The organism is Streptomyces sp. NPDC051211 (assembly GCF_040689505.1).
Taxonomy (GTDB): Bacteria; Actinomycetota; Actinomycetes; order Streptomycetales; family Streptomycetaceae; genus Streptomyces.
On the sequence record NZ_JBFBAV010000031.1, the window covers coordinates 1 to 23532 of the forward strand.

Consider the following 23532-nt stretch of genomic DNA (forward strand, 5'->3'; position numbering starts at 1 on the left):
CGCGGCGCGCAGCTCGGTGCTCGAGCCGACGATCCGGCCGAACCGGAACAGTTCGTCCTCGACGTTGTCGAGTAGGCTCCGGCCCCGCACCACCCTTCCCGCTCCGGAGACCCCATGCGCACCCGCCCCCTGCTCCACGGACTGCTGCTCGGCGTACTGTTCCTGCTCGCCGCCGCGCTCATACCGGCCACCGACGCGCGGGCCGCCGACAACGGCAGCTGGGGCGTCTTCCCGACGCCGCCCGCGGGGGCGCAGATGCCCGACCGCGCCTACTTCTTCCACCAGGGCGCGGCCGGCACCACCGTCAGCGACAGCGTGACCGTGCACAACGCCTCCGACGAGGAACTGACCTTCAAGGTCTTCGCCACCGACGCCGTGAACACCCCGGTGGGCGGGGCCTTCGCACTGCTGCCGGTGGAGACGCGGCCGAAGGACCTCGGCACGTGGATCACCCTGGGACCGGAGGCCGCCGGCACGGTCACCGTCCCGGCCAAGGGCCGCAAGGACATCCCCTTCACCATGAAGGTTCCCGAGGACGCGACTCCCGGCGACCACGTGGGCGGGATCGTGGCCCTGGGCACCGCGGTGGAAGGGGTGCAGCAGGACAGCAAGGTGCAGGTGGGGGTGCGGCGCTCGGTCGGCGCCCGCATCTACTTCCGGGTGCCGGGCCCGGTGACGCCGGGGCTGAGCGTGGAGAACGTGACGGTGAAGCGGACCGCCCCGGTGGTTCCCTGGACCGGCAAGGCCCCCGCCACCCTCTCGTACTCGCTGGTCAACCGGGGCAACGTGGTGCTCTCGCCGCAGCTGTCGGTGCGGGCCGAGGGCCTGTTCGGACGTACGGTGCTGAACCGCCCGGCCCGCGACCTGAAGCTGGTCCTGCTCCCGGGCCGGCGGATCGACCTGACCGAACCGTGGCCGGACTCCCCCCAACTGGACCGGGTGACCGTCACCCTCACCGCAACCGCCGCCGACCACCCGGACCTCCGCTCCCAGGGCGGAGCCGCCTTCACGGCAGTCCCCTGGCCGGCAGCAGGCGCGACCCTCCTCCTGCTGGCCGCCGCCGCGACGGCGTGGTGGCTGCGGCGCCGCCGCGACCACCCCTCGCCCCCGGAACCGCAGCCCGCGGAACCCCACTTGACCGAAACCCGCTGAACACCGGAACCCGCTGAACGCGGACTCGCCCCCGCGTGAGGGTTGCGGGGGCGAGCGGTCCGGCGGGCGGGCAGGCGTCAGTGGTTGCGGGGGAAGCCCAGGTCGACGCCGAGGTGGCCCTCGGAGGGGTCCGGCCAGCGGGTGGTGACGACCTTGCCGCGGGTGTAGAAGTGGATGCCGTCGTTGCCGTAGATGTGGTGGTCGCCGAAGAGCGAGTCCTTCCAGCCGCCGAAGGAGTGGTAGCCCACCGGCACCGGGATCGGCACGTTCACGCCGACCATGCCCGCCTGGACCTCCAGCTGGAAGCGGCGCGCGGCACCGCCGTCGCGGGTGAAGATCGCCGTGCCGTTGCCGAACGGCGAGGCGTTGATCAGGGCCACGCCCTCCTCGTAGGTCTCCGTGCGCAGCACGCACAGGACCGGGCCGAAGATCTCGTCGCGGTAGGCGTCGGAGTCGGTCTTGACGTGGTCGAGGAGGGACAGGCCGATCCAGTGGCCGGCCTCGAAGCCGTCGACGGTGTAGCCGGTTCCGTCCAGGACGACGTCCGCGCCCTGGTCCGCCGCGCCCTTCACGTACGAGGCGACCTTGTCCCGGTGGGCGGCGGTGATCAGCGGGCCCATCTCGGAGGCCGGGTCGTTGCCGGGACCGATCTTGATCTTCTCGGCGCGCTCGCGGATCTTCTCGACCAGCTCGTCGGCGATGGAGCCGACCGCGACCACCGCGGAGATGGCCATGCAGCGCTCGCCGGCGCTGCCGTACGCGGCGGACACTGCGGCGTCGGCGGCCGCGTCGAGGTCCGCGTCCGGGAGGACCAGCATGTGGTTCTTGGCGCCGCCCAGCGCCTGGACCCGCTTGCCGTTGGCGGAGGCGGTGGTGTGGATGTGGCGGGCGATCGGGGTGGAGCCCACGAAGGAGACGGCGGAGATGTCCGGGTGCGCGAGCAGCGCGTCCACGGCGACCTTGTCACCGTGCACCACGTTCAGCACGCCGTCCGGCAGACCGGCCTCGCTCGCCAGCTCGGCCAGCTTGTTGGCGGCCGACGGGTCCTTCTCGCTCGGCTTGAGGATGAAGGTGTTTCCGCAGGCCACGGCCAGCGGGAACATCCACATCGGGACCATAGCCGGGAAGTTGAAGGGGGTGATGCCCGCGACGACGCCCAGCGGCTGGCGGATGGCGGCGACGTCCACGCGGTTCGACACGGAGGTGGACAGCTCGCCCTTGAGCTGGGTGGTGATCCCACAGGCCAGCTCGACGATCTCCAGGCCGCGGGCGACCTCGCCCAGCGCGTCCGAGTGCACCTTGCCGTGCTCGGCGGTGATCAGTTCGGCGATGGCGTCGCGGTTGGCGTCCAGCAGGGCGCGGTAGGCGAACAGCACCTTGGTGCGGGCGGCGAGCGAGGACTGGCCCCACGTCTCGAAGGCCTCCTTCGCGACCTGTACCGCCGCGTCGACCTCCGCGGCGGAGGCGAGCGCGACCTGCGTGGTGACCTCGCCGGTCGCCGGGTCGGTGACCGGGCCGTAGTTGCCCGACGCGCCCTCGACGGTCTTGCCACCGATCCAGTGGTTGACGGTCTTCATTGCTACTCCTTCAGCCTTCTGCCTTCACAGGTGGCGACGTCGATCAGCGGCTTGCCGGTCGTACTCTTCTCGGGCCTCGATCGCCGACGTGCGGGTCGCGGTCTCGGCCACAGGAACATCCCACCACGCCTGTGCAGGGGGTGGGCCCGACACAGTGTCGGGCGTTCGGGTCCGTGTGTAGACACATGTGGGACGGTCCGCTTCCCGCGCCTGTGCGAGGGCTTCCCGCAGGTCACGGACGGTGTGGGCGCGGATGACGGTCATCCCGAGGGAGGCCGCGTTTGCCGCCAGGTCGACCTCCGGCCAGCCGGGACGGCCGCCGTTCCGGAAGTCGGTGCCGAGGCGTTCGCCGCCCACCGCCTGGGACAGCCCCCCGATGGAGGCGTACCCCTGATTGTCCACGATGACCAGTTTGAGCGGGATGCCTTCCTGGACGGCGGTGACCAGCTCGGTGGGGTTCATCAGGTACGTGCCGTCGCCGACCAGCGCCCACACCGGCCGGCCGGGGTCGGCGAGGGCCACGCCGATCGCGGCCGGGATCTCGTATCCCATGCAGGAGTAGCCGTACTCCACGTGGTACTGGAGCGGCGACCTGGCCCGCCACAGCTTGTGCAGGTCCCCCGGAAGCGATCCGGCCGCGTTGATCAGTACGTCGTCCCCGGTCACCACCGCGTCGAGGGCACCCAGCAGCTGCGCCTGAGTGGGCGCGGCGTCCGGGTCGGCGGCGTGGAAGGCCAGGTCGACCTGCCGCTCCCAGTCCTCCTTTGCGCTCCGGTACGCGGCCGCGTACCCGGCGTCGACCCGATGCCCGGAGAGCAGCGCGGCCAGCTCCCGCAGCCCCTCGCGGGCGTCCGCGACCAGGGGCCGGGCGGCGAGCTTGTGGGCGTCGAAGGGGTCGAGGTTGAGGCCGGTGAACCGTACGTGCGGGTGCCGGAACAGGGTGGCGGAGGCGGTGGTGAAGTCGGTCAGCCGGGTCCCGGCGGCGATCACCAGGTCGGCGGTGCGGGCCAGCTCGTTGGCGGCGGCCGTCCCGGTGTGGCCGATGGCGCCGACGTCGGCGGGGTGGCCGTACGGCAGGGTGCCCTTGCCGGCCTGGGTGGCGGCCACCGGAATGCCGGTGGCCTCGGCGAACCCGGCGAGCTCGGCCTCGGCCGCGCTGTGCCGGATCCCGCCGCCGGCGATGATCAGCGGCCGGGCCGCCGCCCGTACGGCCCGCGCCGCCGCCTCCAGCTCCGCGTGGTCGGGGCGGGGCCTGCGCACCGTCCACACCCGCTCGGCGAAGAACTCCTCCGGCCAGTCGTACGCCTCGGCCTGCACGTCCTGCGGCAGTGCCAGGGTGACGGCGCCGGTCTGCACCGGGTCGGTGAGCACCCGCATGGCCTGGAGGGCGGCGGGGATCAGCGCCTCGGGGCGGGTGATCCGGTCGAAGTAGCGGGACACCGGGCGCAGGGTGTCGTTGACGGACACGTCGCCCGCGTAGGGGAGTTCGAGCTGTTGCAGCACCGGGTCGGCGGGCCGGGTCGCGAAGGTGTCGCCGGGCAGCAGGAGCACGGGCAGCCGGTTGACCGTGGCGAGGGCGGCGCCGGTGACGAGGTTGGTGGCACCGGGCCCGATGGAGGTGGTCACGGCGTGCGCGGACAGCCGCCCGGACTGCCGGGCGTACCCGACGGCGGCGTGCACCATCGCCTGCTCGTTCCGGCCCTGCAGGAAGGGCATCCGCTTGCCGCCGGTCTCCAGCAGGGCCTGCCCGATGCCGGCGACGTTGCCGTGCCCGAAGATCCCCCAGGTGGCGGCGATCAACCGGCGCCGGCGGCCGTCCCGCTCGGTGAACTGGCGGGCGAGGAAGCCGATCAGGGCCTGCGCGGTGGTGAGTCTCATCGGGGGGCGTCCTCCGCACGGTAGAAGGGCAGCCGGGGGTCGGTCTGCTGCGCCGGCCAGGTGTCCCGGATCCAGGCGTGGTCGGGATGGTCCCTGATCAGCCACTCCCGGGGGCCGTCCGGCCCGGCCATCACGTTCAGGTAGTACATGTCGTGGCCGGGGGCGGCGATGGAGGGCCCGTGCCAGCCGTCGGGAATGAGCACCGCGTCCCCGCTGCGGACCTCCGTGAGGACGTCCGTCTTCCCTGCCGGGGAGGGGGTGACCCGCTGGTAGCCGAGCCCGGGGGTGTCCCCGTGCGGGGCGATCTCGTAGTAGTAGATCTCCTCCAGCCGGGACTCCTCGCCCGGGTGGTGCTCGTCGTGCTTGTGCGGCGGGTACGAGGACCAGTTCCCGCCCGGGGTGAGCACCTCGACGGCGATCAGCCGATCGCACTCGAAGGCGTCGGCGGCGGCGAAGTTGTTGACCTGCCGCGAGCAGCTCCCGCTGCCACGCAACTCCACGGGCACATCCGCGGCCGCCCCGTACCGCGCGGTCAACCGCCGCTCACACCGCGCCCCGACGAGCGCGAACCGGCCCCCCTCGTCCGAGCTCACCTCGGCCCGCCCGTCCCGCGGCAGGTAGACGAAGTCGGTGACCCCGCCGAACACACTCACACGCCCCCGCAGAACCACCTCGTCCCCACCGCCGTTCGGGGCACTCCCGGCCCCGCCGGCGTTCGAGGCGCGGGGGTCCGGGGGCGGAGCCCCCCACGCGGCGGAGCCGCAGATCGGCACTGCGGGAAGGGGCGGGGTGGGGGAAGGCTCCGCGCAGCGGACCCGGCACCCCCCCTCCAGCGGCAGCACGATCCACTCGCAGTCCCCGCACTCGAACCCGTACGACTCCCCCGCCCCCAGCTCCAGCACCCTGAGCCGGGTCAACCCCATCCCCCACTCGCCGACGACCCCCATCAGGCCAGCACCTCCTCCACCTCGTCGGCGAACGGCATCGCACTGGAGCACGCCAACCGCGAAGCCACGATCGCCCCGGCCGCATTCGCGAACCGCATCACCCGCTCCAGCTCCCACCCCGCCAGCAGCCCGTGGCACAGCGCACCGCCGAACGCATCGCCCGCCCCCAGCCCGTTGACCACCTCGATCTTCACCGGCGGGACTTCCGCCACCGTGCCGTCCCGGTGGACGGCAAGTACCCCTTCGGGCCCCCGTTTCACCACCGCCAGCTCCACCCCGGCCGCCAGCAGGGCGCGGGCCGCCGCGTACGGTTCGCGCTCGCCCGTGGCGATCTCGCACTCCTCCGCGTTGCCGACGGCCACGGTCGCCAGCGCCAGAGCCCGGGCGTAGGCCTCGGCCGGGTCCGCCGACCACAGCACGGACCGCCAGTCCAGGTCGAACACGGTGGTCCCGCACTTCGCCCGCGCCTCCAGCGCGGCCAGGGTCGCGCCCCGGCTGGGTTCCGCGCTCAGCCCGGTGCCGGTCATCCAGAACACCCGGGCGGCCCGGACCGCTTCGAGGTCCAGCTCCTCCGGGTGGATCTCCAGGTCCGGGGCCTTGGGTTCGCGCCGGAAGTGGATCGGGAAGTGGTCCGGCGGGAAGATCTCGCAGAAGGTCAGCGGGGTGGGGTAGGCCGCGACCTCGCCCACCCACCGGTCGTCGACCCCGAATCCGCGCAGCTCGGCCCGCAGGTACACGCCGAACGGATCCGCTCCGGTCCGGGTGATCACCGCGGCACGCCGTCCGAGCCGGGCTGCCGCGACGGCCACATTGGCCGGCGAGCCGCCGAGGAACCGGCCGAAGGTGTCCGCTTCGGCGAGCGGTACTCCGCTGCGGAGCGGGTAGAGATCCACCCCGATACGGCCCATGGTGATCAGGTCGAACGGGTCCGCCGGGTCGGTCGTCACTGTCAAGTCCTCCAGTCTCCACGAGCGATGCAGCCTAAGGTGGCCGTTATGACGTCCTCCCCGCCCGCGTTGACCCGTATCCGTGTCGGTTCGGCACCGGACTCCTGGGGGGTGTGGTTTCCGGACGATCCGCAGCAGACCGGCTGGGCGCGCTTTCTCGACGAGGTTGCCGACGCCGGTTACGAGTGGATCGAGCTCGGCCCGTACGGCTATCTCCCCACCGAACCGGCCCGGCTGGTGGAGGAGACGGCGAAGCGCGGGCTGAAGGTGTCGGCCGGCACCGTCTTCACCGGACTCCATCACGGTCCCGCCGTCTGGGAGCAGACCTGGGAGCACGTGTCGCGTGTGGCGGCCCTCACCCGGGCGGCGGGTGCGGGTCATCTGGTGGTGATCCCGTCGTTCTGGCGGGACGACAAGACCGGCGCGGTGCTGGAGGACCGCGAGCTGACCGCGGATCAGTGGCGTGAACTGACCCGGCAGACCGAGCGGCTGGGCCGGGAGGTGCAGGACCGCTACGGGCTGCGGATCGTGGTCCATCCGCATGCGGACACGCATGTCGACACCCCCGCGAACGTGACCCGGTTCCTGGACGGGACCGATCCGGAGCTGGTCTCGCTCTGCCTGGACACCGGCCACTACGCCTACTGCGGCGGGGACAGCGTGGAGCTGATCGAGACGTTCGGGGAGCGGATCGGCTACCTGCACCTCAAGCAGGTGGATCCGCGGATCCTGGCCGAGGTCGTGGCGGAGCAGCTGCCCTTCGGTCCGGCGGTGGCCCGCGGGGTGATGTGCGAGCCGCCCGCCGGGGTGCCGGCGCTGGAGCCCGTGCTGGCCGCCGCCCAGAAGCTGGGCACCGAGCTGTTCGCGATCGTGGAGCAGGACATGTATCCCTGCCCGCCGGACCGGCCGCTGCCCATTGCCCGGCGCACCCGCGCCTATCTGCGCTCCTGTGGCGCCCGTTGAGGAGGATTCGGTGGTGACCAGCACACTCGGCATAGCCGTGATCGGTACCGGGCGGATGGGCGCCGATCATGTGCGGCGGATCGGGCATACGGTCGGCGGGGCCCGGGTGGTGGCCGTGGCCGACCCGGACGGCGACCGGGTCAAGGAGGTCGCCCGGGGCCTGGAGGGTGTGAGCGCCCATACCGATCCGGCGGCCGCGCTGGCCGCGCCCGGGGTGCAGGCCGTACTGATCGCGTCTCCGGGGCCGGCTCACGAGGAAGCCCTCCTGGCGGCGCTGGAGCGGGATCTTCCGGTGCTGTGCGAGAAGCCGCTGACCCCGGATGCGGCGGGCGCGCTGCGGATCCTGGAGGCGGAGCAGCGGCTGGGCCGGCGACGGATCCAGGTGGGGTTCATGCGCCGGTTCGACGCCGAGTACGAGCGGCTGAAGGAGCTGTTGGACGCGGGCGGGATCGGGCGGCCGCTGTTCCTGCACTGCCGTCACCGCAACGTCTCCACCCCGTCGTTCTTCACCAGCGACATGCTGATCAGCGACTCGGTGGTGCACGAGGTGGATGCGGCCCGCTGGCTGCTCGGGCAGGAGATCACGGCGGTGTCCGTGCTGTCTCCGGCCCCGTCCTCGGCCGCCCCCGAGGGGCTGGGCGATCCGCAGTTGGTGCTGCTGGAGACTTCCGGCGGTGCCGTGGTCGATGTGGAGATCTTCGTCAACTGCGGGTTCGGCTACCAGGTTCAGTGCGAGGCGGTCGGCGAGGCGGGCAGCGCCCGGATCGGTGACGGGCACGCGATGGTCGTGCAGTCCGCGGGCCGCCGGTACGGGGAGATCGCCCAGGACTTCACGGTGCGCTTCGCCGACGCCTACGACCGCCAGTTGCGGCGGTGGGTGGCCGCGGCCGCCCGGGGGGAGGTGGCGGGCCCGGACGCCTGGGACGGTTACGCGGCGGCGGCCGTGTCCGAGGCGGGCCTGACGGCCCGGCGGACCGGCACCCGCACCCCGGTGGACCTGGCCGAACGGCCCCCGCTGTACCGCTGAGGCCCCGCCCGGCTCCTGTGCCGCTTCTGTCACAGGGGTCGGGTATTCGTCACGCTTGTCCGCATGACGCGGGTCTTCCGTCACAGACGTTCGACAGCCCCTCCCCTGCCTTCACCGAGGGTCGTTCTCCGGGCAACAACTCGAGTGATCGTCAGCGTCCGCGCTCCGGCTCCCCCGACGGCCTCCCGGCCGCCCCTGGGGCGTGGACCAGGAGGTGTGCCATGACCGACCGGAAGCTGTGGTCGTACAAGGAGATCGCCGCCCACATCCGGGTCCAGCCCGACACCGTGCGTTCCTACCGCAAGCACGGGCTGCTGCCGCCGCCGGACCATGTGGAGGGCGGCAAGCCCTACTGGTACGCCGACACGATCCGCGCCTGGGTGGCGCGGCGGCCCGGCAACCGGGGCCGCCGCGAGGACTGACCCGGTCGGCCGGGCTGCGGCCGGACCTCGGCCCCTCGGCCCCCGGACCCTCCGGCCCCCGCCTGGCCCGCCCCCCCGGCCGGCGGGCCGCGCTCCCGGCTAGCCGACCCCGGCCGGGACCCGCTCCGGCTCCGCGGGTGCCGCCGCCGGTTCGCCCTCGCTCAGTCCGAAGCGTTCGTGCAGCCGGCGCAGCGGCCCCGGGGCCCACCAGGTGGCCCGCCCGGTCAGCTTCATCACGGCCGGCACCAGCAGGCTGCGGACCACCATCGCGTCCATGAGGACGGCCAACGCGATGCCGAGCCCCAGCATCTTGGTGTTGGTCACCCGCGAGGTGCCGATGGCCACCATCACCACCGCCAGGATCACGGCGGCCGCGGTGATCAGCCCGCCCGTCCGGGCCAGTCCGGTCCGGACCGCGCCCTCGTGGTCGCCGGTGCGGTCGTACTCCTCCTTGATCCGGGATATGAGGAACACCCCGTAGTCCATGGAGAGTCCGAACGCGATGCAGAACATCAGCACCGGCAGGGTGGTCTCTATGTCTCCGGTGGCGGTGAAGGCGAGGAGGCCGGAGAGATTGCCCTCCTGGAAGACCCACACCACCGCACCGAACATCGCGGTCAGGCTGAGTGCGTTCAGCAGCACCGCCTGGAGGGGTATGAGCACGCTCCCGGTGAGCAGGAAGACCAGCAGCAGGGTGGCGGCCACGATCAGGGCGAGCGCCCACGGCAGCTTCTCCGCTATGGCGTCCTGGGCGTCGACCAGGACGGCCGCCTGCCCGGTGACCGCGGTCTCGAAGGGCGCGTCCACCCCGCGGACCTCGCCCACGAGGTCCTGGGCCTGCTGCCCGACGGCCTCGCCCTTGCCGAGGACGGTGAAGTACGCGTACTCCCCCGAGGTCACCGGCCCTTCGGCCCGGGCCGCGCCCGGCAGGTCCTCCAGGGTCGCCCGGTACCGCTCGTAGTCGGAGGGGCTCGCCGGGCCCTCCGCGAGGACCACCAGTCCGGCCCCGGGACTGCCGGGGAAGCCGTCCCGGATCTCCTGCTGCACGAGGTGCGATTCGGCGGTCCTGGGCAGCTGCCGGTCGTCGACGGTGCCGAACTTCACGCCGAGGAAGGGCAGTCCGAGGAGCAGCAGCCCGGCGGTGGTGGCCACGGCGAACACCGGGGCCCGGCGCATCACCAGCGCCGCCGACCGCGCCCAGCCGCCCCCACCGCTGCCGCTGCCGCCGTCACTGCCCTCGGTCCCGTCCGAGCCGCCGGCCGTTGCGCCGGCCGCTCCGCGGCGCCGCCACAGCCGCCGCAGGTCCAGGGAGTTGACCCGCTCCCCCAGCAGCACCAGCGCGGCCGGCAGCAGGACCAGCGCGGCCGCGGCCGCGATCAGCACCACCGCGATCCCGGCGTAGGCGAAGGAGCGCAGGAAGTACATCGGGAAGAGGAGCATCGCCGAGAGTGCGACCGCGACGGTGAGCGCCGAGAAGAGGACCGTGCGGCCGGCCGTCCGCAGGGTGGCTCCGACGGCCGCCACCGGCTCCCGGCCGGCCGCCAGCTCCTCGCGGAACCTGCGCACGATGAACAGGGCGTAGTCGATGGCGAGGCCGAGGCCGAGCGCCGTGGTGAGGTTCATGGCGAACACCGAGACCTCGGTGAACTCGGTGAGTCCGCGCAGGACCGCGTTGGTGCCCAGGATGGCGATGATGCCGACGCCGAGCGGCAGCAGGGCGGCGATGGCGCTGCCGAAGACCAGGACGAGCAGTACGAGGGTCACCGGCAGGGCGATCAGCTCGGCGCGCAGCAGGTCCTCCTGGATGGTGGCGGTGACCTCGCGCTGGACGGCCACCGGTCCGCCGAGGGACACCTCGACCGGCCCGTGGGTGCCCCGCAGCTCGGGGGCGATCCGGTCGAGGACCCGGGTGGTGGTCTTCTCGTCCCCCTGGACCCGGGCGGCGATCAGCGCCTGCCGCCCGTCCTCTGAGCGCAGCGCCGGGAGTCTGGTCTGCCAGTACGAACCGACTCCGGTGACCCCCTCTTCGGCGGCGAGCCGCGCGGCGAGCCGGCCGGCCTCGGCGGCGACGGCCGGATCGTCGACCCCGGCCGGGCCCACCTCCGGTCCGGCCTGGACGAGCAGCAGCAGGTTGGGCTGGGAGGCCGGGAATTCGCGTTCCAGCGCCTCGGCCGCATAGCTCGACCGGGCGTCGGGGTCCTCCCAGCCGCCGCTGCCCATCCGGTCGGCGACTCCGCTGCCCGCCAGCACGGCCAGGGCCGTGACCAGCAGGGCGAGCAGCAGTGACAGGCGCGGCCGGGCGGTCACGAACCGGGTGAAGGCGCCCTCCCCCGACCCCCTCGGCGTCTTCTTGACTTCGGGCATGGCTCGGTGTCCCCTTCACCGTGATTGCCAGACGATAGACTGGCAAACACGAGCAGTCGCTCGCGTTTTCCAAGAATGCGAGCGACCTCTCGTGTTTGTCAATCACCCTTGGGATGGAAGGGATCCGCCGTGCCCCAGGACAAGCCGGCCGCCAAGAAGCCCGCAGCCCCGCGCCGCCAGGCCCGCGGGGAGCGCCGGATCGCCCAGCTCCTGGAGGCCGCGGCCGGGGTGTTCTGCAGGAACGGCTACGCCGCCGCCAGCACCAACTCGATCGCCAAGGAGGCCGGGGTCTCGCCCGGCACGCTCTACCAGTTCTTCCCGAACAAGGAGGCCATCGCGATGGAGCTGGGCGGGCACCTGCTCCAGCGGGCCCGCGAGATGCACGGCCAGGCCTTCCTGCCGGAGAACCTGCAGAAGCCCCTGCCCGAGCTGCTGGACGCCGTGCTCGACCCGGTGATCGCCTTCTGCTGCGAGAACCCGGCGTTCTGGGCCCTGATGCACGGCTCCGGAGTCCCCGGCATCTCCCAGGGCCACGAGGCCCTGATGGCCGACCTGCTGACCCGGGTCCAGGGCGTACTGCGGACCTTCTGCCCCGACTCCACGCCGGCCGAGCTGGACCTGGTCGCCCACATGATCCTGGGCATCTTCAAGTCCTCGCTGGACCTGATCCTGGCCACCGAGGGGGCCGAGCGCGCGGCGTACGTGGCCGAGCTCAAGACCGTCCTGCTCCGCTACCTGGAGCCGGCCTTCACCGCGACCCCCACGACTCCGGCCACCCACTGAAGGCCGCCCTCACTCGGACATCGCTCGACGCCCACAAGAAGGCGCCGAAGACACCCGCATTCATACCCCCTAGGGGTATAGTCTGTAGAGACGGGAGGGACCGTGGAGCACGCGCGGCCCCGCCCACCCACGACGGACGCCCCGAAGAGGAGAACGACATGACCGCCGAGACGGACACCCAGACCACCACCGTCTACCGGGTGACCGGCATGACCTGTGGGCACTGCGAGGGCGCGGTGACCGCCGAGATCTCCGCCCTCGCCGGCGTCAGCTCGGTCAAGGCCGTCGCCGCGACCGGCGAGGTCACCGTGGTCTCCGACGCACCGCTCGCCGAGGACGACGTACGCGCGGCCGTCGACGAGGCCGGCTACGAGCTCGCCGCCGGCTGAACCCCTCCTCTTCCGCAGTACCCCGCCGGGCCGTGCCGGCCAGATGACACTGGTCCCGCACGGCCCGGCCCTCTCCCTGGAGCCGGACCATGAGCAGCACCCTCGAGGTGGAACTGACCATCGGCGGGATGACCTGCGCCTCGTGCGCGGCCCGCATCGAGAAGAAACTCAACCGGATGGACGGAGTCACCGCCTCGGTGAACTACGCCACCGAGAAGGCGAAGGTCTCCGCGACGGGGGGCGTACAGGTCGCCGACCTGATCGCCACCGTGGTGAAGACCGGCTACACGGCCGAGGAGCCCCCACCCCCGGCCGCCGAACCGGAACCGGCTGCCCCGGAGGGCACCGGCACGGACCGGACCGATCCGGAACTCGCCGCGCTGCGGGGCCGGCTCCTGGTCTCCGCCCTGCTCGCGGCGCCCGTCGTGCTGCTCGCGATGGTGCCGGCCCTGCAGTTCGACAACTGGCAGTGGCTCTCGCTCACCCTGGCCGCCCCCGTGGTGGTGTGGGGCGGCCTGCCCTTCCACCGGGCCGCCTGGACCAACGCCAGGCACGGCGCCGCCACCATGGACACCCTGGTCTCGATCGGCACGCTGGCCGCCTTCGCCTGGTCCCTGTGGGCGCTGTTCTTCGGCCACGCCGGAATGCCCGGCATGCGGCACGGCTTCGACTTCACCGCCACCCGGGCGGACGGCGCCGACGCCATCTACCTGGAGGTCGCGGCCGGGGTCGTCGTCTTCATCCTGCTCGGCCGCTACCTGGAGGCCCGCTCCAAGCGGAAGGCCGGCGCGGCCCTCAAGGCCCTGCTCGAACTGGGCGCCAAGGACGTCGCGGTGCTGCGCAACGGCACCGAGGTGCGGATAGCCGTGACCGCCCTCGCGGTCGGCGACCGGTTCGTCGTACGCCCGGGCGAGAAGATCGCCACCGACGGCACCGTCGTCGAGGGCGCCTCCGCGGTGGACGTCTCCCTCCTCACCGGCGAGTCCGCCCCGGTCGAGGTCACCCCCGGCGACCCGGTCACCGGCGCCACCGTCAACGCCTCCGGCCGGCTGGTCGTCGAGGCGACCCGGGTCGGCGCCGACACCCAGCTGGCCCGGATGGCCAAGATGGTGGAGGACGCCCAGAACGGCAAGGCCGAGGTGCAGCGGCTCGCCGACCGGATCTCCGCCGTGTTCGTGCCCGTGGTGCTGCTCATCGCCCTCGGCACCTGGGTGGGCTGGCTGCTCGCCACCGAGGACCCGGCCGCCGCCTTCACCGCCGCCGTGGCCGTCCTCATCATCGCCTGCCCCTGCGCCCTGGGCCTTGCCACCCCGACCGCCCTGCTGGTCGGCACCGGCCGCGGTGCCCAGCTCGGCATCCTGATCAAGGGCCCGGAGGTGCTGGAGTCCACCCGGCGCGTGGACACGGTGGTCCTGGACAAGACCGGAACCGTCACCACCGGCCGGATGACCCTGCTCGCCGTGCACACCGCCGAAGGCGCCGACGAGACCCGCGTCCTGCGCCTCGCGGGCGCCCTGGAACACGCCTCCGAGCACCCCGTCGCCCGCGCCATCGCCGCCGGCGCCGCCGAGCGGGTGGGCGGTCTGCCGGCCGCGGAGGACTTCGCCGCCCTCCCCGGGCTCGGCGTACGCGGCCGGGTCGACGGCCACGAGGTGCTGGCCGGACGGGCGCGGCTGCTCGCCGACCGCTCCATCGCCCTCCCGCCGGAGCTCGAGGGGGCCCGGCAGGCCGCCGAGGCGGACGGTGCCACGGCCGTCCTGGTCGCCTGGGACGGCACCGCACAGGGCGTCCTGACGGTGGCCGACGCGATCAAGGAGACCAGCGCCGAGGCGGTGGCACAGCTGCGCGGGCTCGGCCTCACCCCGGTCCTGCTGACCGGCGACAACCAGGCCGTCGCCGAGACCGTGGCCCGGGCCGTAGGCATCGACGAGGTCATCGCCGAAGTGCTCCCGCAGGACAAGGTGGACGTGGTCGAACGGCTCCAGGCGGAAGGCCGTACGGTCGCCATGGTCGGCGACGGCGTCAACGACGCGGCCGCCCTGGCCCGGGCCGATCTGGGGCTCGCGATGGGCACCGGCACCGACGCGGCCATCGAGGCCGCCGACCTGACCCTGGTCCGCGGCGACCTGCGGGTGGCCGCGGACGCGATCCGGCTGTCCCGGCGGACCCTGGCCACCATCAAGGGCAACCTGTTCTGGGCCTTCGGCTACAACGTGGCGGCCCTTCCGCTGGCCGCCGCGGGACTGCTCAATCCGATGATCGCGGGGGCCGCGATGGCCTTCTCCTCGGTCTTCGTGGTGACCAACAGCCTGCGGCTGCGCTCGTTCCGCTAGTGGATCACCTTCGCCGGTCCCACACACATCCTTCACGGGAGACGCAGATCACAGTGATGGCAACGTAACCATCCGGGGTGGTCGCGGGTCTAATGGGGCGATGCCAGGAACGTCTTGGGGGACGTTTGCGGAGGTCTTGGGGGACATCCGGGCATCAGCCGGCCGGGACACGTGCCCACGGGGAGCCTTGAGCGGCCCTCCCGACCCGTTACGGGTCCCGGCAGACCACTGAGCGCCTCGGCTCGGGTCCCGTGGGGGGAATCCGACCGGGGAACGGAAAGCGCCCCGCTCGTCGACCCGTGGGGGGATCGACGGCGGGGCGCTTTTCTCTGCCTGCGGGGCCTGGCGGCCTGCGCGGTCTGCGAGACCTGCCGGACCTGCCGGACCTGCGCGCGGTACGAGACGTCCGAGACCTAGCGGGCCTCGACCGGGACGAAGTCGCGCAGGACCTCGCCGGTGTAGATCTGGCGCGGACGGCCGATGCGGGAACCCGGCTCCTTGATCATCTCGTGCCACTGGGCGATCCAGCCGGGCAGCCGGCCGAGCGCGAAGAGCACGGTGAACATCTCGGTCGGGAAGCCCATCGCCCGGTAGATCAGACCGGTGTAGAAGTCCACGTTCGGGTAGAGGTTGCGCTCGACGAAGTACTCGTCGGCCAGCGCGTGCTCCTCCAGCTTGAGGGCGATGTCGAGCAGCTCGTCGGACTTGCCGAGCGCCGAGAGGACATCGTGCGCCGCCGCCTTGATGATCTTCGCCCGGGGGTCGAAGCTCTTGTAGACGCGGTGCCCGAAGCCCATCAGGCGGACGCCGTCCTCCTTGTTCTTCACCTTGCGGATGAAGGCGTCGACGTCGCCGCCGTCGTTCTTGATGCCCTCGAGCATCTCCAGGACCGACTGGTTGGCGCCACCGTGCAGCGGACCCCACAGGGCCGAGATGCCGGCCGAGATCGAGGCGAACATGTTCGCCTGCGAGGAGCCGACGAGGCGGACCGTGGAGGTCGAGCAGTTCTGCTCGTGGTCCGCGTGCAGGATCAGGAGCTTGTCGAGCGCGTTGACCACGACCGGGTCCAGGTCGTACTCCTGGGCCGGCACCGAGAAGGTCATGCGCAGGAAGTTCTCGACGTAGCCGAGGTCGTTGCGCGGGTAGACCACCGGGTGGCCGACCGACTTCTTGTACGCGTAGGCCGCGATGGTCGGAAGCTTGGCCAGCAGCCGGATCGTCGAGAGGTGGCGCTGCTTCTCGTCGAAGGGGTTGTGGCTGTCCTGGTAGAACGTCGACAGCGCGCTGACCACGGAGGACAGCATCGCCATCGGATGCGCGTCCCGCGGGAAGCCGTCGTAGAAGCGCTTCACGTCCTCGTGCAGCAGCGTGTGCTGGGTGATCTCGTTGCGGAACGACGCGAGCTGGTCGACGGTCGGCAGCTCACCGTTGATCAGCAGGTACGCGACCTCGATGAAGGTCGACCGCTCGGCCAGCTGCTCGATCGGGTAGCCGCGGTAGCGCAGGATGCCCTGCTCACCGTCGAGGTAGGTAATCGCGGACTTGTAGGCGGCGGTGTTGCCGTAGCCGCTGTCCAAGGTGACGAGCCCGGTCTGGGCCCGCAGCTTCGAGATGTCGAAGCCCTGGTCACCGACGGTGCTCTCGACCACCGGGTAGGTGTATTCACCGTCCGCGTACCGGAGTACTACAGAGTTGTCGCTCACGTCATCCCTCACCGACGTAGTGCCTCTTCTTCGAGGTGCCCTGACTGCCTCTACCTTCCCCCATTTGGCGCAGGAGAGTGCACTCGGGGTCGGCCTTTGGTTGTTTCAACGGCACTGAGTGCCGCCAACCTGCACATCCTGCCCCCTCCGCGCCGCTGCGGAAACCCCAGATGATCGATCATTTAGGTGATGTTTCCCACCGGTATGCGGCCGGACAGCCTGTGAGCCACCGCCGTATGCCTCCTGCCTGCGGAAACCGTACGCACCGCCTGGCCGAGGGCCTTGCGGGACCCGACGAGGACGACCAGTTTCTTCGCCCTGGTCACCGCCGTGTACAGCAGGTTTCGCTGGAGCATCATCCAAGCCCCGGTGGTGACCGGGATCACCACGGCCGGATATTCACTCCCCTGGGAACGGTGGATGGTGACGGCGTAGGCGTGCGCCAGCTCGTCCAGCTCGGTGAACTCGTACGGCACCTCCTCGTCCTCGTCGGTACGCACGGTCAGCCGCTGCTCGTCCAGGTCAAGGCCGGTGACCACCCCCACGGTGCCGTTGAAGACCCCGTTGGCGCCCTTCTCGTAGTTGTTCCGGATCTGGGTGACCTTGTCCCCGACCCGGAACACCCGCCCGCCGAACCGCTTCTCGGCCAGCTGGGGCCGGGCCGGGGTGATGGCCTGCTGGAGCAGGCCGTTGAGGGTGCCGGCGCCGGCCGGGCCGCGGTGCATGGGTGCCAGCACCTGGATGTCCCGGCGCGGGTCGAGGCCGAATCTGGCCGGAATGCGACGGGCGGCCACGTCCACGGTGAGCCGGCCGGCCTCCTCGGTGTCCTCCTCGGCGAACAGGAAGAAGTCCGGCAGGCCTTCGGTCAGCGGGGGCAGTCCGGTGTTGATCCGGTGCGCGTTGGTCACCACTCCGGACTGCTGGGCCTGCCGGAAGATCCGGGTGAGCCGGACCGCCGGCACCGGCCCGCCCTCGGCCAGGAGGTCCCGCAGCACCTCCCCGGCACCCACCGAAGGCAGCTGGTCCACATCCCCCACCAGCAGCAGATGGGCACCCGGGGCCACCGCCTTGACCAGTTTGTTGGCCAGCAGCAGGTCCAGCATGGAGGCCTCGTCGACCACCACCAGGTCGGCGTCCAGCGGCCGGTCCCGGTCGTACGCCGCATCGCCGCCCGGTTTGAGTTCCAGCAGCCGGTGCACGGTCGAGGCCTCGGCCCCGGTCAGCTCGGAGAGCCGCTTGGCGGCCCGGCCGGTGGGCGCGGCGAGCACCACCTTGGCCTTCTTGGCCCGGGCGAGCTCCACGATCGAGCGGACGGTAAAGGACTTGCCGCAGCCCGGCCCGCCGGTGAGCACCGCCACCCGCCGGGTCAGCGCCAGCTTCACCGCGTCCCGCTGTTCCGGCGCGAGTTCGGCCCCGGTCCGCCCGGCGAGCCAGCCGAGCGCCTTCTCCCAGTCCACCTCCCGGAAGGCCGGCATCCGGTCCTCCTCGGCGTTCAGCAGCCGCCGCAGCTGCCCGGTGAGGGAGAGCTCGGCCCGGTGGAAGGGCACCAGGTAGACGGCGGTGAGCGGCGGTCCGCCCTCCGGGGCGGGCACGGACTCCCGGACCACGCCCTCCTCGTCGGCGGCGAGTTCGGCCAGGCATTCGATGACCAGTCCGGTGTCCACCTGGAGCAGCTTGACCCCGTCCGCGATGAGGCGTTCCTCGGGCAGGAAGCAGTGGCCCTGGTCGGTGGACTGGGACAGGGCGTACTGCAGGCCGGCCTTGACCCGCTCCGGGCTGTCGTGCGGGATCCCGACGGCCTGGGCGATCCGGTCGGCGGTGAGGAAGCCGATGCCCCAGACGTCGGCGGCGAGCCGGTAGGGCTGGTTCTTCACCACCGAGATGGAGGCGTCCCCGTACTTCTTGTAGATACGGACCGCGATGGAGGTGGAGACGCCGACGCCCTGCAGGAAGACCATGACCTCCTTGATGGCCTTCTGCTCCTCCCAGGCGGCGCCGATGAGCCTGGTCCGTTTGGGTCCGAGGCCGGGCACCTCGATGAGCCGCTTGGGCTCGGTCTCGATGACGTCCAGGGTGTCGGTGCCGAAGTGGTCGACGATCCGCTCGGCGATCTTCGGGCCGATGCCCTTGATCAGGCCGGAGCCCAGGTACCGGCGTATGCCCTGAACCGTCGCCGGGAGGACCGTCCGGTAGTTCTCCACCGTGAACTGCTTGCCGTACTGCGGGTGGGAGCCCCAGCGGCCCTCCATCCGCAAAGATTCGCCGGGCTGCGCGCCGAGCAGCGATCCGACCACCGTGAGGAGGTCGCCCCCGCCGCGGCCGGTGTCGACCCGGGCGACGGTGTAGCCGCTCTCCTCATTGGCGTACGTGATCCGCTCGAGTACCCCTTCGACCACCGCCATGTTCGACATGGCACGAAGCTACCGTCCGGCGCCGACACCGCGTTCGGCCTGTGGACAACCCGGCTGTGGACAACCGGCTGAAGACAACCAAGGGGGCCCGGCCTGACGGCCGGACCCCCTCACGGTTACCCCTCCCGTGTCGGACTTCCCGATCCCCCCAGATCCCTCCCCGGAAGTGCCGACGTCATGTACGACCCCCGACTCCCGCAGACGGTTGCACACGAGGACACGTCTTTATGTTTCTGTTACCCAAGGGGCCGCCGAAACAGAACAGAAGGGGCGTTTCGTCGAGCTGCTCAACCCGACAGCCCGTTCGGGGGGCCCGGGCAACGCCCGGGCCCCTAGAGTTGCCCCATGGCTGAGAAGGTGCGGCTGCGGGACCCGGAGCCCGGCGACCTGGGCTGGATCGTCCAGCGGCACGGCGCGCTGTACGCCGCCGAGTACGGCTGGAACACCGAGTTCGAGGGCCTGGTCGCCCGGATCGTCGCCGACTTCGCCCAGGACCACGACCCGTACCTGGAGCGGGTGTGGATCGCCGAGCTGGACGGCCGCCCGGTCGGCTCCGTGATGTGCGTCCGGGAGGACGGCGCGCCCGGCACCGCACGCCTGCGGCTGCTGCTGGTGGAACCCGAGGGCCGCGGCCACGGCATCGGCAGCCTCCTGGTGGACACCGTCGTCGCCTTCGCCCGCTCCGTCGGCTACCGCGAACTGGTCCTGTGGACCAACGACGTCCTGGAGTCCGCCCGCTCCCTCTACCAGCGGGCCGGCTTCGTCCTCACCGCCGAGAAGCCGCACCGCTCGTACGGAGTGGACCTGACCGGCCAGGACTGGCGGCTGCCGCTTCAGGAGGACTCCCCGCACTAACGGCCGGCCGCGCCGGTGCCAGCGAGGTCAGCGCGACCCCGCCGACCAGCAGCAGCGCCGCCACCCAGCGCAGCCCGGACACCCCCTCCCCCAGCACCAGGGCCGCCGAGGACATCCCGAAGACCGGCACCAGCAGCGAGAACGGCGCCACCGACGTGGCCGGGTAGCGGCGCAGCAGATAGCCCCACGCGCCGAACCCGAACACCGTGGAGATCCAGGCCACGTACGCGATGACACCCGCCCCGGACCAGTCCAGGGCGCGGAGCGCCGCCAGGTCCCGGTCCGGCCCCTCCAGCAGCAGCGAGAGCGCCAGCAGCGGCAGTACCGGCACGGTGCACACCCAGACCATGAAGTTCAGCGCGTCGGGCGGGGAGGCCTTGCGGGTCAGTACGTTCGACACGCCCCAGCAGACGGCGGCGCCGACCACCAGCGTGAAGCCCAGCACCGGCCCGGAAGCCCCCTCGTCCACGGCGGCCACCCCGATCCCGGCCAGCGCCACGGCCATACCCAGCAGCCGCACCCGGCCGGGCCGCTCCCCCAGCGCCACGGCCGCGAACACCGCGGTGAACACGGCCTGGATCTGGAGGACCAGGGAGGACAGGCCGGCCGGCATCCCGGCGTCCATGCCCGTGAAGAGCAGCCCGAACTTGGCGACGCCCAGGGCCAGGCCGACGCCCAGCACCCACCTCCAGGCCACCTTGGGGCGGCCCACGAAGAACACCGCCGGGAGGGCGGCGACCAGGAAGCGGAGGGCGGACAGCAGCAGCGGCGGGAAGTGGTCGAGCCCGATCTCGATGACGACGAAGTTGAAGCCCCAGACGGCGGCGACGAGTACGGCGAGTGCGGTGTGTACGGGACGCATGTACCGAGCATCGGACCGGCAACCATGTAGCACCAGCGCGGATCTCTTCCCGGTTGGATGTAGCACTGCTTACGATTTGCCGCATGCTCGATCTCTCCCGGCTGCGCGCCCTGCACGCCGTCGCCCTGCACGGTTCGGTCGCGGGCGCGGCGGCCGCCCTCGGCTACACCCCGTCCGCCGTCTCCCAGCAGATCGCCAAACTGGAGCGGGAGACCCGGACCACGCTGCTGGAGCGGCGCGGGCGCGGCATCGCACTCACCGAGGAGGCCCAGCATCTGGCGGCGACCGCGCAGGAGTTGCTGGCGATCGTCGAGCGGGCCGAGACCACCCTGGAGGAGCGGCGCGGGCAGCCGGGCGGGCTGCTGCGGGTGGCCGCCTTCGCCTCCGCCGCGCGCGGCCTGCTGCCGGGCGTCCTGGCCGAACTGGCCGTACGGCATCCCGCCCTGGACGTCCGTCTGACGGAGGTCGACCCGCACCTGTCGGTGGATCTGGTGGCGCGCGGGGTCACCGACCTGGCCGTGGCACACGACTGGGACATCGCCCCGCTGCCGGCACCGGAAGGGGTGGAGCAGGCGTTCATCGGGGACGAGCGGTGCGATCTGATCGTGCCGCAGGGGCACGGGTTCGCCGGCCGGGCGGTGGTCCGCCGGGAGGAGCTCGGCGGGCAGCGGTGGGTCTGCCAGCCGCCCGGGCGGGTCTGCCACGACTGGCTGGTACGGACGCTGCGGTCGGTCGGGTTCGAGCCGGAGCTGGTGCATGTGGCGGAGGAGAACCACACGCTGATCGCGCTGGTGGCGGCCGGGTTGGGGGTGGCGGTGGTGCCCCGGCTGGGGACCGGGGCGCTGCCGGCGGGGGCGGTGGCCGTGCCGCTCGAACCGGCGCCGGTGCGTCGGCTCTCCGCGCTGTGGCGGAGCGGGGCGTCGCGGCGGCCGGCGATCACGGAGACGGTCCGCGTCCTCCAGTCCCACTGGCCCCCGCCGGGCTGCTGAGCCCAACAGGCCGTGCCGCTGCGTAGCGCGTACGGGGGATCCGCGGGGTGTCCCCGGGGCGGGCAGGCGGGCTCGCAGTAGCGTGCCGCGGGTGCCGTATCACGCGTCCCGTCGCAGCCTGCTGACCGCTGCCGCCGCCATGGCCGCAGGTGCGGCGGCCGTCGGAGTCACCTCCGCCTTTTCCCGGCCCGGTCCGGGACCGGCCGACGACGGGCGGAACCCGGACGCGGCACGGCTGCGTCGGCTCGTCGCCCGGATGAGCCTGGCCGAGAAGGTCGGGCAGCTGTTCGTCAGCCGGGCGTACGGGCATTCGGCGACCGAGCCGGACCCGGCCGACGCCGAGGCCAACACGACCCACTTCGGCGTGCGCACCGCCGCCGAGCTGGTCGCCCGCTACCACCTCGGCGGGGTCATCTATTTCGCCTGGGCCCACAACACCCGCGCCCCGGCGCAGATCGCCGAGCTGTCCAACGGCCTGCAGCGCGCCGCGCTGTCCGGCCCCGCCCGGATCCCGCTGCTGGTCTCCACCGACCAGGAGCACGGGATCATCGCCCGGATCGGCCGGCCGGCCACCCTGCTGCCGGGGGCGATGGCCCTGGGTGCCGCGGGTTCCGAGTCCTCCGCCCGGACGGCCGCCCGGATCGCCGGGGCCGAACTGGCCGCGCTCGGCATCCGCCAGGACTACGCGCCGGTCGCGGACGTCAACGTCAACCCGGCCAACCCGGTCATCGGCGTCCGTTCCTTCGGCGCGGACCCGCTCGCCGTGGCCCGGCTGGCCGCCGCGCAGGTGCGCGGCTACCAGGGGGCCGGTATCGCGGCCACTGCCAAGCACTTCCCGGGGCACGGGGACACGGCCACCGACAGCCATGTCGGCCTGCCCGTCATGCAGCACACCCGGGCCCAGTGGGAGGAGCTGGACGAGCCGCCGTTCCGGGCGGCCGTGGAGGCGGGCGTGGACGTCGTCATGACCGCCCACATCGTCGTCCCGGCACTGGATCCCTCCGGGGACCCGGCGACCCTCTCCCGGCCCATCCTGACCGGCATCCTGCGTGAACGCCTCGGCTTCCGGGGGGTCGTGGTCACCGATGCGCTCGACATGGCGGGCGTACGCCAGAAGTACGGGGACGACCGGGTTCCGGTGCTGGCCCTGAAGGCGGGCTGCGACCAGCTGCTGAACCCGCCGGACCTGCCGCTGGCGCACAGCAGCGTGCTGGCGGCGGTGCGGTCCGGGGAGCTGAGCGAGGAGCGGATCGAGGAGTCGGTGCTGCGGATCCTGGAACTCAAGGCCCGTCGGGGCCTGTTCGACGACCCGTACACCTCGCCGGAGCGGGTGGCGGCCACGGTCGGCGCCCCGGCGCACCTGGTCGCCGCCGACGAGATCGCGGCCCGGACGACCACCTTGCTGGCCAACCCCGAGGGTCTGCTGCCGCTGGACCCGGGCAAGCGGCCCCGGCTGCTGGTGACCGGTACCGATCCGGCTTCCCCCAGCGGTACCACCGGCCCGCCGACGGCCGTGCTGGCCCGCGAACTGTCCGGGCTGGGCTTCTCCGCGACCGCGGTGGCAGCCGACCGGGCGGCCGCCTCGGCTCGGGGGCACGATGCCGTCCTGGTGTGCACGTACAACGTTCCGGAGGGGGCGAGCCCGCAGCGCACCCTGGTGGCGGAGCTGATCGCGACGGGGGTGCCGGTGGTGGCGGTGGCGATCCGGAACCCGTACGACGTGGCCCGGCTGCCGGAGTGCGCCGCGAGCGTGGCCACGTACTCCTGGACCGATGTGGAGGTCCGGGCGGCCGCCCGCGTCCTGGCGGGCGCGGTACGGCCGTCCGGGCGGCTCCCGGTCCCGGTCCCGGGCCGGTACCCGCTGGGCCACGGGCTGACGTACACGTAAACCGCGTACGCCTCCCGTGGCCCCGCGGGCCCTACCGGGGAG

At 72.3% G+C, this 23532-nt stretch carries 17 protein-coding genes and 1 pseudogene; 10 read left to right on the forward strand and 8 right to left on the reverse strand.

All coding sequences use genetic code 11. The annotated features are described in order from the left end of the window. The first annotated feature begins 114 nt into the window (after nt 1–114). A complete protein-coding gene (locus AB0447_RS25705; RefSeq protein ID WP_366479121.1) occupies nt 115–1152 on the forward strand; it encodes a DUF916 domain-containing protein in 1038 nt (345 codons plus the stop codon). A 77-nt stretch (nt 1153–1229) separates the two neighbouring features. Here the strand turns inward: AB0447_RS25705 and AB0447_RS25710 are convergent, their stop codons facing one another. Genes AB0447_RS25710 through iolC form a run of 4 tightly spaced genes read right to left on the reverse strand, consistent with a single transcriptional unit; the run spans nt 1230 to nt 6501 of the window. Continuing rightward, the gene (locus AB0447_RS25710) at nt 1230–2729 is read right to left on the reverse strand and encodes a CoA-acylating methylmalonate-semialdehyde dehydrogenase (protein ID WP_366479122.1); all 1500 of its coding nucleotides are present in this window, start codon (nt 2727–2729) and stop codon (nt 1230–1232) included. Between the two features lie 24 nt (nt 2730–2753). Next, nucleotides 2754–4607 carry a 3D-(3,5/4)-trihydroxycyclohexane-1,2-dione acylhydrolase (decyclizing) gene (gene iolD / locus AB0447_RS25715; protein ID WP_366479123.1) on the reverse strand — a complete coding sequence of 618 codons (1854 nt, stop codon included), beginning with the start codon at nt 4605–4607 and terminating at the stop codon, nt 2754–2756. Next, a complete protein-coding gene (gene iolB, locus AB0447_RS25720; protein ID WP_366479124.1) occupies nt 4604–5554 on the reverse strand; it encodes a 5-deoxy-glucuronate isomerase in 951 nt (316 codons plus the stop codon). The genes iolD and iolB overlap by 4 nt, the downstream gene beginning before the upstream one ends. Continuing rightward, nucleotides 5554–6501, reverse strand: coding sequence for a 5-dehydro-2-deoxygluconokinase (gene iolC / locus AB0447_RS25725; RefSeq protein WP_366479198.1), 948 nt, complete (start codon nt 6499–6501; stop codon nt 5554–5556). The genes iolB and iolC overlap by 1 nt, the downstream gene beginning before the upstream one ends. A gap of 48 nt (nt 6502–6549) precedes the next feature. Here iolC and AB0447_RS25730 point away from each other — a divergent pair, with 48 nt between their 5' ends. The 3 genes from AB0447_RS25730 (at nt 6550) to AB0447_RS25740 (ending at nt 8913) form a co-directional block, all read left to right on the forward strand. Beyond that, the gene (locus tag AB0447_RS25730) at nt 6550–7464 is read left to right on the forward strand and encodes a sugar phosphate isomerase/epimerase (protein WP_366479125.1); all 915 of its coding nucleotides are present in this window, start codon (nt 6550–6552) and stop codon (nt 7462–7464) included. A gap of 13 nt (nt 7465–7477) precedes the next feature. Next, entirely contained in the window at nt 7478–8491 is a 1014-nt protein-coding gene (locus tag AB0447_RS25735; protein WP_366479126.1) for a Gfo/Idh/MocA family oxidoreductase, read from the forward strand. A 221-nt stretch (nt 8492–8712) separates the two neighbouring features. Next, nucleotides 8713–8913 carry a MerR family transcriptional regulator gene (locus tag AB0447_RS25740; RefSeq protein ID WP_366479127.1) on the forward strand — a complete coding sequence of 67 codons (201 nt, stop codon included), beginning with the start codon at nt 8713–8715 and terminating at the stop codon, nt 8911–8913. A gap of 99 nt (nt 8914–9012) precedes the next feature. Here AB0447_RS25740 and AB0447_RS25745 read toward each other — a convergent pair whose 3' ends face one another. Continuing rightward, nucleotides 9013–11277, reverse strand: a complete 2265-nt coding sequence (locus AB0447_RS25745; RefSeq protein ID WP_366479128.1) for an MMPL family transporter — start codon at nt 11275–11277, stop codon at nt 9013–9015. A 129-nt stretch (nt 11278–11406) separates the two neighbouring features. Here AB0447_RS25745 and AB0447_RS25750 point away from each other — a divergent pair, with 129 nt between their 5' ends. The 3 genes from AB0447_RS25750 to AB0447_RS25760 all read left to right on the forward strand — a co-directional run bounded on the left by AB0447_RS25750 (nt 11407) and on the right by AB0447_RS25760 (nt 14782). Continuing rightward, nucleotides 11407–12060 carry a TetR/AcrR family transcriptional regulator gene (locus AB0447_RS25750; protein ID WP_366479129.1) on the forward strand — a complete coding sequence of 218 codons (654 nt, stop codon included), beginning with the start codon at nt 11407–11409 and terminating at the stop codon, nt 12058–12060. A 158-nt stretch (nt 12061–12218) separates the two neighbouring features. Further along, nucleotides 12219–12449 (forward strand): cation transporter, encoded by a 231-nt coding sequence (locus AB0447_RS25755; protein ID WP_351312900.1) that lies wholly within the window; start codon nt 12219–12221, stop codon nt 12447–12449. 89 nt (nt 12450–12538) lie between these two features. After that, nucleotides 12539–14782: a heavy metal translocating P-type ATPase gene (locus AB0447_RS25760; protein WP_366479130.1), complete on the forward strand. Its 2244-nt coding sequence runs from the start codon at nt 12539–12541 to the stop codon at nt 14780–14782. A 413-nt stretch (nt 14783–15195) separates the two neighbouring features. Here AB0447_RS25760 and AB0447_RS25765 read toward each other — a convergent pair whose 3' ends face one another. Beyond that, the gene (locus AB0447_RS25765; RefSeq protein WP_366479131.1) at nt 15196–16485 is read right to left on the reverse strand and encodes a citrate synthase; all 1290 of its coding nucleotides are present in this window, start codon (nt 16483–16485) and stop codon (nt 15196–15198) included. Nucleotides 16486–16667: 182 nt separating this feature from the next. Then, complete coding sequence (locus tag AB0447_RS25770; protein WP_366479132.1) at nt 16668–18896, reverse strand: ATP-dependent RecD-like DNA helicase; 2229 nt, start codon at nt 18894–18896, stop codon at nt 16668–16670. Nucleotides 18897–19259: 363 nt separating this feature from the next. Between AB0447_RS25770 and AB0447_RS25775 the strand changes: the two are divergent. Next, nucleotides 19260–19751: pseudogene (locus AB0447_RS25775) on the forward strand (GNAT family N-acetyltransferase); the annotation flags it as partial. Here the strand turns inward: AB0447_RS25775 and AB0447_RS25780 are convergent. Next, nucleotides 19663–20613: an EamA family transporter gene (locus tag AB0447_RS25780; RefSeq protein ID WP_366479133.1), complete on the reverse strand. Its 951-nt coding sequence runs from the start codon at nt 20611–20613 to the stop codon at nt 19663–19665. The pseudogene AB0447_RS25775 and the gene AB0447_RS25780 overlap by 89 nt on opposite strands. 83 nt (nt 20614–20696) lie before the next feature. Here AB0447_RS25780 and AB0447_RS25785 point away from each other — a divergent pair, with 83 nt between their 5' ends. Both AB0447_RS25785 and AB0447_RS25790 read left to right on the forward strand, forming a co-directional pair. Further along, on the forward strand, nt 20697–21602 hold the full coding sequence (locus tag AB0447_RS25785; RefSeq protein WP_366479134.1) for a LysR family transcriptional regulator: 906 nt from the start codon (nt 20697–20699) through the stop codon (nt 21600–21602). Between the two features lie 91 nt (nt 21603–21693). After that, the gene (locus AB0447_RS25790) at nt 21694–23490 is read left to right on the forward strand and encodes a glycoside hydrolase family 3 protein (RefSeq protein WP_366479135.1); all 1797 of its coding nucleotides are present in this window, start codon (nt 21694–21696) and stop codon (nt 23488–23490) included. Nucleotides 23491–23532 lie beyond the last annotated feature (42 nt).